The sequence below is a fragment of the uncultured Prevotella sp. genome (assembly GCF_946407605.1).
Classification (GTDB): domain Bacteria; phylum Bacteroidota; class Bacteroidia; order Bacteroidales; family Bacteroidaceae; genus Prevotella.
The window spans coordinates 70,603-85,329 of record NZ_CAMJOS010000004.1 but is presented as its reverse complement, the minus strand read 5'-3'; the positions used below and the strand labels follow the sequence as shown (position 1 = coordinate 85,329).

Annotated in this window: 9 protein-coding genes; 6 read left to right on the top strand and 3 right to left on the bottom strand. The window is 49.6% G+C overall.

The genetic code is table 11. The annotated features are described in order from the left end of the window. Positions 1 to 69 precede the first annotated feature (69 nt). On the top strand, positions 70 to 2,292 hold the full coding sequence (locus Q0R57_RS03220) for a hypothetical protein (protein ID WP_294743847.1): 2,223 nt from the start codon (positions 70 to 72) through the stop codon (positions 2,290 to 2,292). A 97-nt stretch (positions 2,293 to 2,389) separates the two neighbouring features. On the opposite strand, the gene Q0R57_RS03215 is transcribed toward Q0R57_RS03220, so the two are convergent. Further along, positions 2,390 to 4,411 carry an alpha-L-arabinofuranosidase C-terminal domain-containing protein gene (locus Q0R57_RS03215; RefSeq protein ID WP_294743845.1) on the bottom strand — a complete coding sequence of 674 codons (2,022 nt, stop codon included), beginning with the start codon at positions 4,409 to 4,411 and terminating at the stop codon, positions 2,390 to 2,392. Between the two features lie 197 nt (positions 4,412 to 4,608). Between Q0R57_RS03215 and rimP the strand changes: the two genes are divergently transcribed. The 3 genes from rimP (at position 4,609) to infB (ending at position 9,327) form a co-directional block, all read left to right on the top strand. Beyond that, positions 4,609 to 5,079 carry a ribosome assembly cofactor RimP gene (rimP, locus tag Q0R57_RS03210; protein ID WP_294743843.1) on the top strand — a complete coding sequence of 157 codons (471 nt, stop codon included), beginning with the start codon at positions 4,609 to 4,611 and terminating at the stop codon, positions 5,077 to 5,079. 28 nt (positions 5,080 to 5,107) lie between these two features. Continuing rightward, complete coding sequence (gene nusA, locus Q0R57_RS03205) at positions 5,108 to 6,367, top strand: transcription termination factor NusA (RefSeq protein ID WP_294743841.1); 1,260 nt, start codon at positions 5,108 to 5,110, stop codon at positions 6,365 to 6,367. A gap of 71 nt (positions 6,368 to 6,438) precedes the next feature. Continuing rightward, on the top strand, positions 6,439 to 9,327 hold the full coding sequence (gene infB / locus Q0R57_RS03200) for a translation initiation factor IF-2 (RefSeq protein ID WP_294743839.1): 2,889 nt from the start codon (positions 6,439 to 6,441) through the stop codon (positions 9,325 to 9,327). Between the two features lie 380 nt (positions 9,328 to 9,707). Here the strand turns inward: infB and Q0R57_RS03195 are convergent, their stop codons facing one another. Next, entirely contained in the window at positions 9,708 to 10,775 is a 1,068-nt protein-coding gene (locus Q0R57_RS03195; protein WP_294743837.1) for a TlpA disulfide reductase family protein, read from the bottom strand. 143 nt (positions 10,776 to 10,918) lie between these two features. Further along, positions 10,919 to 11,956, bottom strand: coding sequence for a hypothetical protein (locus tag Q0R57_RS03190; protein WP_294743835.1), 1,038 nt, complete (start codon positions 11,954 to 11,956; stop codon positions 10,919 to 10,921). Between the two features lie 151 nt (positions 11,957 to 12,107). Between Q0R57_RS03190 and sufB the strand changes: the two genes are divergently transcribed. Next, the gene (sufB, locus tag Q0R57_RS03185; RefSeq protein ID WP_294743834.1) at positions 12,108 to 13,556 is read left to right on the top strand and encodes a Fe-S cluster assembly protein SufB; all 1,449 of its coding nucleotides are present in this window, start codon (positions 12,108 to 12,110) and stop codon (positions 13,554 to 13,556) included. Between the two features lie 150 nt (positions 13,557 to 13,706). Next, a complete protein-coding gene (locus Q0R57_RS03180) occupies positions 13,707 to 14,720 on the top strand; it encodes a LacI family DNA-binding transcriptional regulator (protein WP_294743832.1) in 1,014 nt (337 codons plus the stop codon). Positions 14,721 to 14,727 lie beyond the last annotated feature (7 nt).

Below are 14,727 nucleotides of genomic sequence, written 5' to 3'. Positions count from 1 at the left end.
TTAAAGATATTAAACGGTTTGCGCTTCTTTCTTTTTTATTGTTTATCTTTGCGCCCAATAATTGATGCGATGATGAAGAGGACCATGTATCGTAATTTCTTGCTGCCGATGCTCATGGTGTGGGCCTTGGCGCTGAGTGGTTGTCATACGGAAGGCGGTGTTGACCTTTTAGCTGTCGATATAGACAACTACCGTCCTGTGGATGAGTTTGTAGATGCCTATGACGCCATCCGGAATCAGGAGCAGTTGCAGTCGGGTCGTGACTATGACATTGAGAAGACCATACGTGTCATCAATGCCTTGGAGCTGGCTCAGGTGCGTTCCAATAGTTTTGAGGAGTTTCTGGACTATATGGCGCGTGAGGACTATAGCGGCGTGGCTCCCGATGTGCTGGAGGCTAAGCGCAAGCTGTTTCCTGTGTTGGAGTACACCTATAAACTACAGCAGCAGGATGAGCAGTTGACCGATGTGTGGCTACTGATGCGTGGTGCTGCCCGTGGTGGTGAGACGTTGGTGGAGCATGCCTCTGTCAGCGAGCTGTTCCGAGCTACTCATGGTGATATCTTTGCCATCTTGGGAATCATCAAAGGCGAGGATGCCCAACGATCCACAAATGAGGTGTTTGAGCAGTATCAGAAAGATAAGAAGCTGAAGTCGCAGCTGCAGGAGGATTTGCAGAAGCTGCGTGCTTCCTATCGCCAATATTTGGAGGACTATACCCCCATTTATCGTAAGTATATGCAGGAGTATGATGCGCTCTGCGTGAAGAAAGACCAAGCCTATTTGGACCTTTATGCTGGACGTACCGACGAGGCACTTAAGCAGACACAACTGATTCTCAATCAGTATCCGAATAATGCTGAGGCTATGTTGTTGCAGTCGATGGCGCATATCCTGCTAGGGGCTGGCGAAGTACCGTCGCCAGCAACGCTGGAGCCACTGAATCCTGAAAGTCCTGAAAGCCCGGACAGTTTGGAGCGTCAAGATAATCAAGTGCCCCCCGCTCCCCAGTCTCACCTGGCCCAAGCTACGGCTTTGCTCAACCGATATTCGCAGACCTATCCTGACCGTACGGCCCCTGCTTTAGTCCTTGAAGGTCTCATGCAACAGCAGCTGGGCAACGAGCAGGCAGCGCTGAGCCGTTTCCATCAGGCCAGCGTAGAGTATCCCCGTCAGGCTGCCCGTCTGACTGATATGCTCGATTCGTATAACACCCGTACCTACTTGAACAAGACGCCTGAGGGTCAGTATCTGCGCCGCCTGTATGCCTCGACGATGGAGGGTTACGGCCTGTTCAGTCCGAACCTGCTGAAGGCAAAGTACTATGCCGACCATGGACAGCTGGATAAGAGCCGTGAGGAGATTTATAACCATTTCTTCCGTCGTGGTAATCAGGGTATCTACGACGAGTTACTGAGCGACATGCAATTCTGTGAGGAGAACCTCTATGGTCCATTTAAGAGTCTGTTGCTCGAGCAGTCGTATATCGACATCTCGGTGGAGCCCGAGTCGAAGTGGCTGTTCTGGAGCAATAAAGAGGTGATGCATGTAACGCTGCGCAACCGTTCCGACCTGGACTTCGAGAATGTGCGTATCTTCCTGTGCATTCATTATACAGGTATGTATAAGGATGAATATGACGTGGTGAAGGTGCCAAAGGAGGTGAATATTGTGAACAAACACTCTACCACGGACTTTGACACGGTGGTCATCAGCTATCCCGGCAAAACCTACGACGATATCACCCGAGTGCGTGCCATCGCCATGTTCGAGGACCGCATCTGCTGGGTCGATGATGTAGATTATAAGCAGGCTAATGTGCTGGCTTGGCTGCGTGGCGACGGCAAGAAGGAGAGCGAGTTGCAGGCAGCAGCACGTGAGGAATATCTGCGCAATTACTCGCTAGACCCCCAGCGTCTACGTCGCACTCTGAAGGAAGGTGTCAGCGTGCTGGCTCCTGAGGAAGACCCTGCTGAGGAGAAAGACTGGTGGGATTCGTTTACTAGTTGGTTCAGCAGTCCCGACAACGATTTGCGTATTGAACTGCCGCGTGTGTTGGTGATGACCGACCCAGTGTTCTCTATCCGTCCTCTGGATGCTGATGATGCGCTGACACCAGAGGAGAACTACCTCACAGGCACCACCATCCGCCTGCACTTTGACTACGAACCTGCCTACGAGGAGCATCTGCCGCTGTATATCTACAGCGAGGTAGGCACCTTCTGTGTCGATATCATTTATAAGGGGGCATCTTCCGAGATAGCCTCTGTAGAGTTCCTATTGGAGAAATAAAGTGTTTCCCCCGTCGAAACAAGTGTTTCAACGGGGGAAACTGTTAGTTTCAACAGGGGAAACAAGGAGTTTCTACTGAGGAAACAAATAGCCTATATTATAGGCTGTATTCCAGCATGATAAACGAGTAGGGGGCTACGTCCAGTGTGAATTTCTTCTCGGCCTTGACGTCCTGCTTCTGAGGAGCGATGGGCTGCTGGTCGTAGTTGTTCTCATCGTTGGCAGCACCAGTCAGGACGGTCTTAACGGCATTGCCCTTAATCTTGAAACGGCTCAGGTTGATGTCGGCCTTCTTGGCCTCGTCAGAAGCGTTACAGATCTTGACATAGAGCTTGCGGGTCTTGACGTTCAGGATGACAGACTGACCATAGTGTACATTCTCGAGTGGCTGTATAACATCCTTGGCATCACCTTCGAACTTCACGCAGTCACCATACCAGTACTGACCGGCAGACTGTCCGAAGAGCTGCTGTACATAGTAGCTGCAGGTGAGGTAGGCACGTTCGTTGTCGAAGTAGATCATGTCAGGGTTCCAGTTGGTGTTATCGCGGCGGGCGAAGAGGGGAGCGTATGAGGTCATTGCCACAATGTCGCCATTACGCTCTACGTGGAGCAGATAAAGACCCTCGGCCAGAGCGTCGATGAGCTTCTTGTCCTTGGCGGCATACTCACCCAGATAGACCTTCGTCTTGCGGTCACGAGGATAGTTGTCGTACTGGCGCTTGTTGAGGAAGTAGTTGTTGGGCTCGTAGTAGTGCTCGTCGATGATGGGCATGCCGAGTTCCTCAGCGAGCTTCCAACCATTGTCTAGGTCGCTGTTGCCTGGGTGTGAACCAGGACCAGCTGTACCCACGATGACAATCTCAGGATGAGCCTTCGTCACGCGTTCATAGATATATTTGAAGCGCTCTGCGAACTCGGGGCTGATACGCTCCTCGTTACCAAGACCTAAGTACTTGAGGTTGAAAGGAGCGGGATGACCGGCATCAGCACGCATCTTGGCCCATTTATTGGTAGCAGGGTCACCGTTGGCCCACTCAATAAGGTCGATAGCCTCGTCAACCCATTCGTCCATATCCTCCATGGGTACTACATCCTGAGCCTGACCACGCATGCCCCAGCCGCCATTGGTGCCCTGACAGCTTACACCGCAAGGCAGAATAGGCAGTGGCTCCATGCCAAGGTCCTCGCAGAACTGGAAGTACTCGAAGTAGCCCAGACCCATGCTCTGGTGGTAGCCCCAGGTGTTCTTCAGGCTCTTGCGCTGCTCCTTCGGACCGATGGTGGTCTTCCAGCGATAGGTGTCCCAGAAACCATCACCACCACCGTGAACCACGCAACCGCCAGGGAAGCGCATGAACTTTGGCTGGAGGTCGGCCAGTGCCTGGGCCAAATCCTTACGAAGACCGTGGCCTTTATAGGTATCCTGCGGAATGAGTGAGACCATGTCGATGTCAAGGTCGCCAGTGTCGAGCACGAGGATCTGGAGCGATGCATTCTGACAAGTGCTGTCTGGTGTTAACACGGCTTCATACTTCTCCCATGCGTTGCTGTGGACGTCGAATTTGGTCTCAGCCAAGAGTCTTGGGTCTCTAGGACCGAAGCCACGACCCTGAGGCTGTGCTACCAGTGCTACGCGAACCCATTTGCCCACGCCCGACACATTGCGCAGGAATGCCGAGAAGTTGTATTTTTCGCCAGCCTTGACGCTGATGCCGTTGAAACCGTCGTTCTGCAGTCCGAAGCCTTTCCAACCACGATAGTCGTAATACTCTTTGGCGCGCTCGGTGTGGAGTCGCATGTAGGTGGGGTTGTTCTGATGGAGACCATCGTTCATGCGTACTTCGGCATAACCCAGAGAGTGTCCTGGGCGAATGCTCTTCCATGCGGTGCCAGGTCCCCATCCGTCGCGCTCGCTGGGGTTGAATTCGAACGAGCCGTTCTGAATGAGCTCAGCATAGAGTCCGCCATCGGCAGCACTGCTGATGTCTTCGAAGAAAATACCAATTAATTCATCGCTGATAGCCTTGCCGCCTGAGGGGGCAGTCATCGGCTTCTGGGCGTTGAGTCCCAGAGTGGCTGCCAAAAGAGCAGCTCCGAGTGTGATACGTTTGTTCATCGTCTTTTTTAGTTATTTGGAAATAATAGTGGGGCAAAGGTACGAAAAAAAGTGGAAAGAGGAAAGTAGAAAGTGGGAAAAAGTAAAAAAGTAAGGTAAATATTTGCATAATTAGTAGAAAATGCGTACCTTTGCACCCGTTCAGAGGAATGAGAGGCTCGAAAGGGTCTCTCATTTCCGTTATAAATAACGTTAGAATGATAACGAAAGAAACATTAAAGACATTAGTGGAAGAGTGGCTGAAGAAGGGCGACTACTTCCTTGTAGACATTCAGATGGATGGCGGTGATGACCGCATTGTGATTGAGATTGACCACGCCGACGGTGTGTGGATTGAGGATTGTGCCGAGTTGAGTCGTTTCTTGCAAGAGAAACTGGGCGACGAACTTGGCGACTATGAAATGGAGGTGGGCAGTGCCGGACTGGGACAGCCCTTTAAGGTGGCACAGCAGTATGTGAACCATGTGGGCGACGATGTAGAGGTCGTCGATGCTCAGGGCAAGAAGATTGTCGGTGTGCTGAAGTCGGTTGACGGCAACCAGTTTACTGTGACCACACAGGAAAAGCAGATTCCCGAGGGCAAGAAGCGCCCTGTGAAGGTGGATGTTGACAAGACCTACTCTATGAATGAGGTGAAGTCGACGAAGTATCTGCTGGCGTTTAAGTAAAAGTAAAAGATAAAAAATAAAATATCAAATGGCAACAAAGAAAGAAGTGAAGGGTCCCAGCATGTTTGAGACCTTTCAGGAATTTAAAGAGACAAAGAACATCGACCGTACCACTTTGGTGAGTGTGCTTGAAGAGAGCTTCCGCAATGTGCTGGCCAAGATGTTTGGTTCTGACGAGAACTTCGACGTGATTGTGAACCCCGACAAGGGAGACTTTGAGATTCATCGTAACCGTGTCGTTGTAGAAGACGGCGAGGTGAAAGACGAGAACAAGGAGATTTCGCTCTCTGAGGCTCAGAAGATTGAGCCCGACTATGAGGTAGGCGAGGAGGTGAGTGAGGCTGTGGACTTCACGAAGTTCGGTCGCCGTGCTATCTTGAACCTGCGTCAGACACTGGCTTCAAAGATTCTGGAGCTGGATCATGATGCCCTCTACCAGAAGTATAAGGATAAGGTGGGTACGATCGTCAGTGGAGAAGTCTATCAGATGTGGAAGCGCGAAGTGCTGCTGATGGACGATGAGGGTAATGAACTACATCTGATGAAGAGTGACCAGATTCCTTCTGACAGCTATCGCAAGGGTGAGACCATCCGTGCCGTGGTGAAGGAAGTGCAGAACGAGAACAACAACCCCCGTATCATGCTGAGCCGTACCAGTCCTGAGTTCCTGAAGCGTCTGCTTGAGGCTGAGGTGCCCGAGATTGCTGATGGACTGATTGCCATCCGTAAGGTGGCCCGTATGCCAGGAGAACGTGCCAAGGTGGCTGTGGAAAGCTTCGACGACCGCATCGATCCCGTAGGCGCTTGTGTTGGTGTTAAAGGTAGTCGTGTACATGGTATTGTTCGCGAGTTGTGCAACGAGAATATCGACGTGATTAACTACACCAGCAACATACAGCTGTTTATCCAGCGTGCCCTGTCACCCGCTAAGGTGACCAGTATCTCTCTGGATGAGGCTAACCACAAAGCCGAGGTCTATCTGCAGCCTGAGGAGGTGTCGCTCGCAATTGGTAAGGGCGGTATGAACATCAAGCTGGCCTCTATGCTCACCGAGCATACCATCGACGTATTCCGTGTGGTGAATGAGGGTGAGACTGATGAGGATATCTACTTGGATGAGTTTGCCGATGAGGTAGACCAGTGGGTTATCGATGCCATTAAGGCTTTGGGCTATGACACCGCTAAGGAGGTACTCAATGCTCCCCGTGAGCTGCTGATTGAGAAGGCCGACCTTGAGGAGGAGACTGTCGACCATCTGCTGGATGTACTCCGTGCAGAGTTTGAGTAATTTGACAATTTGACCATTTCACTATTGGACAATTGTAAATTCGTAAAATCGTAAAATTGGAAAATTAAAGCATGGGAGTAAGATTAAATAAAGTATTAACAGAACTGAATATAGGACTTCAGACGGCAGTTGATTTCCTTAAGAAGAAGAGTAGTCTGGGCGAGATTCGCGATGACGCCACCTCCAACACCAAGATCTCTGACGAACAGTATGAGGCACTGGTGCAGGCTTTCAGTGGCGATAAAGCCGTGAAGACGCAGGCTGAGAAGCTCTTCACCAAGATAAAGAAGGAGAAGAAAGCAGAGAAACCTGCTACTCCTCAGGTGGAAGAACCCTCTGCTGCTGAACAGCCTCGTCAACAGTTCAAACCTCTGGGCAAGATAGACCTTGACAGTCTTGGCAAATCCAAGGCGAAGGCTGCTGTTGCACCCGAGGAGAAGAAAGAGCCCGAGGTCACTGCCGAGGCCCTGGCTCCCGTTGAAACCAAAACGCCAGAACCGCAGCCCGAAGTGGTTGAAGAGGTGAAGGAGAAACCCCAGCCCGCGAAAGAAGAGAAGGTTGAGACATCCGCACCTGTTGAGGAACAGGAGGAAACGGAACCTGAAGACGTGGATGAGCTTGACTACGATGATGAAGAGGAGGAAGAGACTGTCGAGGCATCTGCTGAGGCCAACGACGGTCCTGAAATCTTCACGCTGAAGAGTGAGGCTAAGCTGGCTCCCAAGGTGAACGTGCTGGGTAAGATAGATCTTTCTACTTTGAACCAGAGCACGCGTCCTAAGAAGAAGACCAAGGAAGAAAAGCGCAAGCAGCGTGAAGAGAAGGCTGCTCAGCAGCGCAATCCAAATGGTCAGCCTGGTGAGAAAAAGAAGCGTGAACGTATCCGTACCGGTAGAGTCGACATAGAGGAAGCTGCTAAGCAGCAACAGCAAGACCAGCAGGGCGGTAAAAAGAAGAATAAGGGTGGAAACCAGAACTTCCAAGACAGCAACAACCAGCAAGGCGGCGGTAAGAAAAACAAGAAAAATCGTCCGAATATCCGTCCTCTTGAGGCTAATGAAGAGGATGTGGCTCGTCAGGTGAAGGAAACACTGGCCCGTCTGACCTCGAAGACTACGATGAACAAGAAGGGCGCTAAGTACCGTAAGGAGAAGCGCGATGCTGTTCAGGAGCGTATGAGCGAGGAGATGGCAGCCGAGGCAGCACAGAGCAAGGTGCTGAAGCTCACCGAGTTCGTGACCGTATCCGAGTTGGCAACGATGATGGACGTGCCTGTGGTGAAGGTCATCGGTACCTGTATGTCTGTGGGTATCATGGTGTCTATCAACCAGCGTCTGAATGCCGAGACCATCAACCTCGTTGCTGAGGAGTTTGGCTTTACTACAGAATATGTTTCTGCTGAGGTTCAGGAGGCTATCACTGAGGAGGTGGACGATGAGAACGATCTCGTTACTCGTGCTCCTATCGTTACGGTGATGGGACACGTTGACCATGGTAAGACATCATTGCTCGACCATATCCGCAACACTAATGTGATTGCTGGTGAGGCTGGTGGTATCACCCAGCACATCGGTGCTTACAACGTGACGCTGAAGAATGGACAGAGTATCACCTTCCTGGATACCCCTGGTCATGAGGCCTTCACGGCTATGCGTGCTCGTGGTGCTCAGGTAACCGATATCGCTATCATTATAGTAGCTGCCGATGACTCTGTGATGCCTACTACCAAGGAGGCTATCGCTCACGCTCAGGCTGCCAACGTGCCTATGGTATTCGCTATCAACAAGATAGATAAGCCGGGTGCTAACCCTGATAAGATTCGTGAGGACCTGGCAAACATGAACCTGCTTGTAGAAGAGTGGGGTGGTAAGTACCAGTGTCAGGAAATCAGTGCCAAGAAGGGTGTTGGTGTCTACGAGCTGCTGGAGAAGGTGCTTCTTGAGGCCGAGATGCTCGACTTGAAGGCTAATCCTAACCGTAAGGCTACTGGTTCAATCATTGAGTCTTCACTCGACAAGGGTCGTGGATATGTTTCTACTGTCCTCGTATCGAATGGTACACTGAAGGTGGGTGACGTTGTTATCGCAGGTACTGCCTGGGGTAAGGTGAAGGCTATGTTTAATGAGCGTAACCAGCGCATTGAGAAGGCCGGTCCTGCTGAGCCTGCTATCATCTTGGGTCTTAACGGTGCTCCTACTGCTGGTGACTCGTTCCATGTGATGGAGACAGAGCAGGAGGCTCGCGATATTGCCAATAAGCGCGTACAGCTGCAGCGTGAACAGTCGTTGCGTACCACTACCAAGCTTGGTCTTGACGAACTGTCACACCGTATTGCTCTGGGTGAGTTCCACGAGTTGAACATCATTGTGAAGGGTGATACCGACGGTTCTATCGAGGCACTCTCTGATTCGTTTATCAAGCTCTCTACTGAGAAGGTGCAGGTCAACGTTATCTCGAAGGCTGTTGGTCAGATTTCTGAGAACGACGTGATGCTCGCCTCTGCTTCGCAGGCCATCATTGTTGGCTTCCAGGTGCGTCCTTCTGGTGAGGCACGTCGCTTGGCCGACCGTGAAGGCGTTGAAATCAACACCTACTCTATCATCTACGATGCTATCGACGAGGTGAAGAGCACCATGCAGGGTATGCTTGACAAGGTGAAGAAGGAGGTTGTCTCTGGTATGATTGAGGTGAAGCAGGTGTTCAAGATTTCGAAGGTGGGTACTGTTGCCGGTGGTCTGGTTACCGAAGGCAAGGTACACAACAAGGACAAGGCCCGTGTTATCCGCGACGGTATTGTGGTTCACACCGCCAATATCGATGCCCTGAAGCGTTATAAGGACGACGCGAAGGAGGTGGCTACAGGCTTGGAGTGTGGTATCTCACTCGTCAACTTCAACGACATCCAGGTGGGCGATATGATTGAAACGTTCACTGAGATTGAGGTGGAGCAGAAACTGTAAGCATCACAACATATAAGGAAGGTTGCCTGATTTCTCGAAAAATCAGGCAACTTTCTTTTTTGTCGCCTTTTCTATTTGCTGCTCAATTCCTTTTTTTACCGTTGCCCATACCTTCGGGCATTTCCTTGGTTACATAATTTGTCGTACTATTCTAATATTTTTCTATTGCAGACTTTGCAATCTATATTGCAGACTTTGCAACTTACATTGCAAACTTTGCAATGTATATTTCAAACTCTGCAATATAAACTTGCAGCAAAGAGAATATTTTTATCTTAATGAAAAAAATCAATGAATCATTGGGGTCGGAGAATGATCACACTCTCCGACCCCCTGATTCCATCATAAAATCTTTTTTTATGTTGCCCTATGATGATTAACTATTCTCCCAACACTTCCTTTAACTTCTCATGCAGTGCCTCGCCTCGCAAGCCACGTGCCACGATCTTGCCTTGCGGATCAATGAGCAGGTTGTCGGGGATGGCGTCAATCTTATAGATCTTGGTGAACAACGACTCCCAACCCTTCAATTCAGAGAGATGCACCCATGGCATGTTCAGGCTGACGATGGCTTTCTTCCATGGTATCTTGTTTCCGTCAAGGGAGACGCCGACGATGTCGAGTCCCTTGGCATGGAACTTCTCGTAGGCCGCCACCACATGGGGCATCTCACGGATACATGGGCCACACCACGAAGCCCAAAAGTCAACAAACAGCCAATGTCCGTTACCAACATACTCGCTAAGTTTGTGCATGGTGCCAAGCGTGTCAACCATTTCGAAGTCGGTAAACTGCTGACCGATGAAACCGTTCTTTACTACCTTGTCAGCGGCTTTCTGTTCGTCACTTTTGCCAGACTTCACGACAAAATTTGCCGTAGACATCCACTTCAGCCTCTCCTCATATTGTTTCACGTATGGATGCTCGGCATAGGCGGGTTTCTTTTCCAGAATAGTCAGCAATCCTTTCGTCCCAAAAACCTTTTGACCTTCCGTGATGAATGCAGCAGGCAAGAGGGTTTCGCCCTCCTCTTCGAACAACTTTTTCGTCATCTCGGATTGATACTGGGGATAATAATAGCTTGGCATTCCCATTATCTCTATATTATAATAGGAAAGTCGCTCGTTCAATGGCGAACCCTTCAGTGTGCTGTCGTTCATGTTGACGCTGACAGGCTTGCCGTCGTTGAAAAACAAGGTCCGCCAACTACGCCAATTGTCCTTGTCAAACGTAATAGCCAAGATAGCATTCTTATCTGCCTGACCTTTGAACACGAACTTCCCCTTGGCTACAAGTGTACTATCCACTAGCTTCGAGGTCAATCTGTCTTCGAGATAGACCATCTTGCCGTTGTCCTTACTGACACCCTTCACGGTGTACTTCACTTGTTGAGCCTGTGCCGACACTGTCAGCATCAAGGCACAGATAATCAAGAGGATTTTCGTCATTTTGTTTCTTTTTAGGTTTTCTGCCGCAAAGTTACGAAATTCTCCTGAAATTTACCAAACTTTGGAGTTGGCAAAAAGTTGGCAATTGCACTATGATATAAAAATCGGGTTTGCAAAAAGTTTGCAAACCCGATGTAACATCCTCATAATGAGAGAATAAACTCGTCCCAGTCTTTTCCGCTGCCGTCTTTGTCGAAAACCTTTTTGTAGAGCCGTCGACGCATACTGCTGATGGTGCTCTTGTCCTTGTTTAGCACCGTGGCAATCTCAGCAGGGGCAGTGCGAATCTTCAAAAGCATACATAATTGGTACTCTGTTGGTGAGAGATTCTTGGACGAGCCAAGCGGCGAAGCCGAGCGATAGAGACCGTAAAGACTGCTGCTGAAATGCGGATAGACGACCTTCAGACGCTGTTCCAGTTCCTCCCATTCTGCTGGCTTGATGTTATTGCCATCTTCAATCTGTCGACGCAAAGACAAATAGTATTCAGACTCGAAGAATTCTGCTTCCACCTGCTTCATGGCATCGGCTACGATCTTGGGTCGCAGCGTGCGCTCCTCTTCAATCTCGGCCAGTTTGCGTTCCACAGCGCGCTTGTGCTTTTTCAACCGCCACACATAGATGGCTACGCCAACCGCAAGCACCACCATACCTATTATAATATAGAGGAATAGCTGGTTGGTAGCTTTGAGCTTGCGCTCTGTGGTAGAGAAGACATAGTGCTTCACGGGTGATTCGGCATCATCGGGGTGTTGTCTCACCAGTTCGCGAATTTCCTCCATACGTTCCTCGGTCATTGTCGTAGAACGCACCATCCGCTCCCTGTAGCCCTCGAAGGTGGTGATAAAGGTGGTGTCGTCAACCCACTCGAAGGGCATCACACGATCACGCTCCATATAGAGAGAGTCGTTGAGGCGAAAGCGTCCCATCTCGTGGGCAATGATCAGCATCTCGTTGCCCACGGCATGAAGCTGAACGGTGTAGTAGGTGCTGTCGGCATCATAAATCTTGCATCGGGTGTATTGTGTATATATCGAGTGCGTTTCTCTGCCATCGGGAGCAATCTCACTTTCCAGCATCCACACACCGATGATGGAACGCCCACTCGCGTTTTGCTCGTTTCCTGCCTGTGCTGCCAGAGCCACAAAGGCGAGCAATAAAAAGAGAATGCCTCTCCTCATGATTACACTTCTTAAGAATCTCATGATTACGTTTATTGAATTATTTTGCGCACAAAGGTACAGATTCTTTTTGACAATTGCGATATTTTCGGCGAAAAACAAATGAAAATGCAAGCGCATCTCGTTTTTTCTTTGTACCTTTGCAGCCGATATGCAGAATGAGAAGAATGAGTTTGTACGTCAGGTGGCCGAGCAGAAATATGAGTTCGGCTTTACTACCGATGTGCATACAGAGATTATACCCGTAGGACTGAACGAGGATGTGGTGCGGCTCATCTCGCAAAAGAAAGGCGAGCCTGAGTGGATGCTCGAATTTCGTCTGAAGGCGTTCCGTTACTGGAAGGAGCAGCAGGAACCAAAGTGGGGTCATGTGCATGTACCAGAGATTGACTATCAGGCTATTAGTTATTATGCTGACCCAATGGCCAAGAAGCCTGAGGGCGATGGCAAGATTGACCCTGAGCTGGAGAAGACCTTCGATAAGCTGGGTATCCCCCTTGAGGAGCGCTTGGCTCTTAGTGGCAATACTGCCGTTGATGCCATCATGGACTCGGTGAGTGTGAAGACCACCTTTAAGGAGAAACTTCGCGAAAAGGGCGTTATTTTCTGCTCAATTGGTGAGGCAATCAAAGAGCATGGCGATTTGGTACGTCAGTACTTAGGTACGGTGGTGCCCTATAAGGATAATTTCTTTGCAGCCCTCAATTCGGCTGTGTTCAGCGACGGCTCGTTTGTCTATATCCCCAAGGGTGTGCGCTGCCCTATGGAACTGAGCTCTTATTTCCGTATCAATGCTAGGAATACGGGTCAGTTTGAACGCACATTGATTATTGCCGACGATGATGCTTACGTTTCTTATCTAGAGGGCTGTACTGCTCCAATGCGCGATGAAAACCAGTTGCATGCTGCTATCGTGGAGATTATCGTGATGAATCGTGCTGAGGTGAAGTACTCGACTGTTCAGAACTGGTATCCTGGTGACGAGAATGGTAAGGGAGGTGTGCTCAACCTTGTGACGAAGCGTGGCGACCTGCGTGGTGTTGACTCCAAGCTCTCGTGGACTCAGGTGGAGACGGGTAGTGCCATCACATGGAAATACCCCTCATGTATATTAAGAGGTGACAACTCACAGGCAGAATTCTATTCTGTGGCTGTTACTAACAACTATCAGGAGGCCGATACAGGAACTAAGATGATTCATCTAGGTAAGAACACCAAGTCGACAATCATCTCAAAGGGTATCTCTGCTGGTCATAGTCAGAATAGTTATCGTGGCTTGGTACGTGCAGCAGCTACGGCCGACAATGCCCGTAATTACTCTTCGTGCGATTCGCTGTTGTTGGGTTCGGATTGTGGCGCACATACCTTCCCGTATATGGATGTACACAACGATACAGCCATCTTCGAGCATGAGGCTACGACCTCGAAGATTTCAGAAGACCAACTTTTCTATTGTAATCAGCGTGGTATTCCCACCGAGCAGGCTGTAGGCCTCATTGTCAATGGCTATGCCAAGGAAGTGCTGCAGAAACTTCCTATGGAGTTTGCTGTAGAGGCTCAAAAGCTGCTCAGCGTCTCGCTGGAAGGAACGGTAGGATAGACAAGAAAACTTATGATACATGACACTGGCCTTTCTCGGGCCAGTGTTTTTTTATGCAAAAGCGCAACGCATTGCGCAACACTTTCCAACTTGTTGCGTTATAAAATAGTAAAGAAATGTGTATTTTTGTGCAGTCTATTGAGTAATAATATGAAGAAAGGTGTTTCTCAACGTGATATTGCCCGCTTGCTGGGTGTGAATGTATCTACGGTGTCACGTGCTTTGAAAGGCCAGCCTGGTGTTAGTCCTGACCTAAAACAGAAGATTACTGAGTTGGCCAACGAAAGGGGTTACCGACCTAATCCCTTTGCCATGAGTCTGCGTTATGGTGCTACGCGGACATTGGGAATCGTGGTGCCCGACATTTCGTTCTCACACTATGCACATATTGTGAAATGGATAGAAATGGAGGCACGTAATAATGGCTATATGTGTATCATTACCGATTCGGGTGATAAGTATGTGAGCGAGGTGGAGTGCGTAGAGCGACTTATGGATATGCACGTCGAAGGCATTGCCATTTGTTTGTCGCAGGAAACGACCGACTTTACCCATATCAAGCGATTGAAAGATGGTAATATCCCCGTGGTACTTTTCGACCGTGTCGCAGATATAGACTGTCCTATGGTGAATTTCAATGATGTTGAGTCAGCTCGACAGGCCACACTTCATCTGATTGACAGCGGAGCACAACGAATAGCATATCTGGGTGGTCCCAACCGTATTAAACAAGCCTCTGATCGTAAACATGGTTATTTGGAGGCATTGAAGGAAAGACGAAGGCCCATCAAGAAGGAACTTGTGAAATGCGGTCATGTTAGTTTTAACTCCGGACTGTCTGATACTTTGGAACTATTGTCGCTTCCAGAACCCCCTGATGCTATTTTAGCTGACTTCGGTCTTCTGACACATGCCGCTTTTCAGGCAATTGTCAGCAAGGGGCTGCGCATTCCACAGGATATATCCATTATTGGTTTTATGAGCGACTGGGTATCTGGCATGTCGTATCCCCGTATGACGTTCGTGAAGCAGAACCAGAGGGATATGGGGCGTAAGACAGCGAAACTGCTGCTTGACCAGATTAACGGCAATACCACTATCAAGCATATCGTTCTCAACGCCCAGTTGAATATCCGAGAGAGCACGTCACCCTTAAAAACCTGAAAATATT

Coding starts and splice junctions, on each gene's coding strand:
- Q0R57_RS03220 (WP_294743847.1), top strand. CDS start 70: ATGATGAAGAGGACCATGTATCGTAATTTCTTGCTGCCGATGCTCATG.
- infB (WP_294743839.1), top strand. CDS start 6,439: ATGGGAGTAAGATTAAATAAAGTATTAACAGAACTGAATATAGGACTT.
- nusA (WP_294743841.1), top strand. CDS start 5,108: ATGGCAACAAAGAAAGAAGTGAAGGGTCCCAGCATGTTTGAGACCTTT.
- Q0R57_RS03190 (WP_294743835.1), bottom strand. CDS start 11,956: ATGAGGAGAGGCATTCTCTTTTTATTGCTCGCCTTTGTGGCTCTGGCA.
- sufB (WP_294743834.1), top strand. CDS start 12,108: ATGCAGAATGAGAAGAATGAGTTTGTACGTCAGGTGGCCGAGCAGAAA.
- Q0R57_RS03195 (WP_294743837.1), bottom strand. CDS start 10,775: ATGACGAAAATCCTCTTGATTATCTGTGCCTTGATGCTGACAGTGTCG.
- Q0R57_RS03215 (WP_294743845.1), bottom strand. CDS start 4,411: ATGAACAAACGTATCACACTCGGAGCTGCTCTTTTGGCAGCCACTCTG.
- rimP (WP_294743843.1), top strand. CDS start 4,609: ATGATAACGAAAGAAACATTAAAGACATTAGTGGAAGAGTGGCTGAAG.
- Q0R57_RS03180 (WP_294743832.1), top strand. CDS start 13,707: ATGAAGAAAGGTGTTTCTCAACGTGATATTGCCCGCTTGCTGGGTGTG.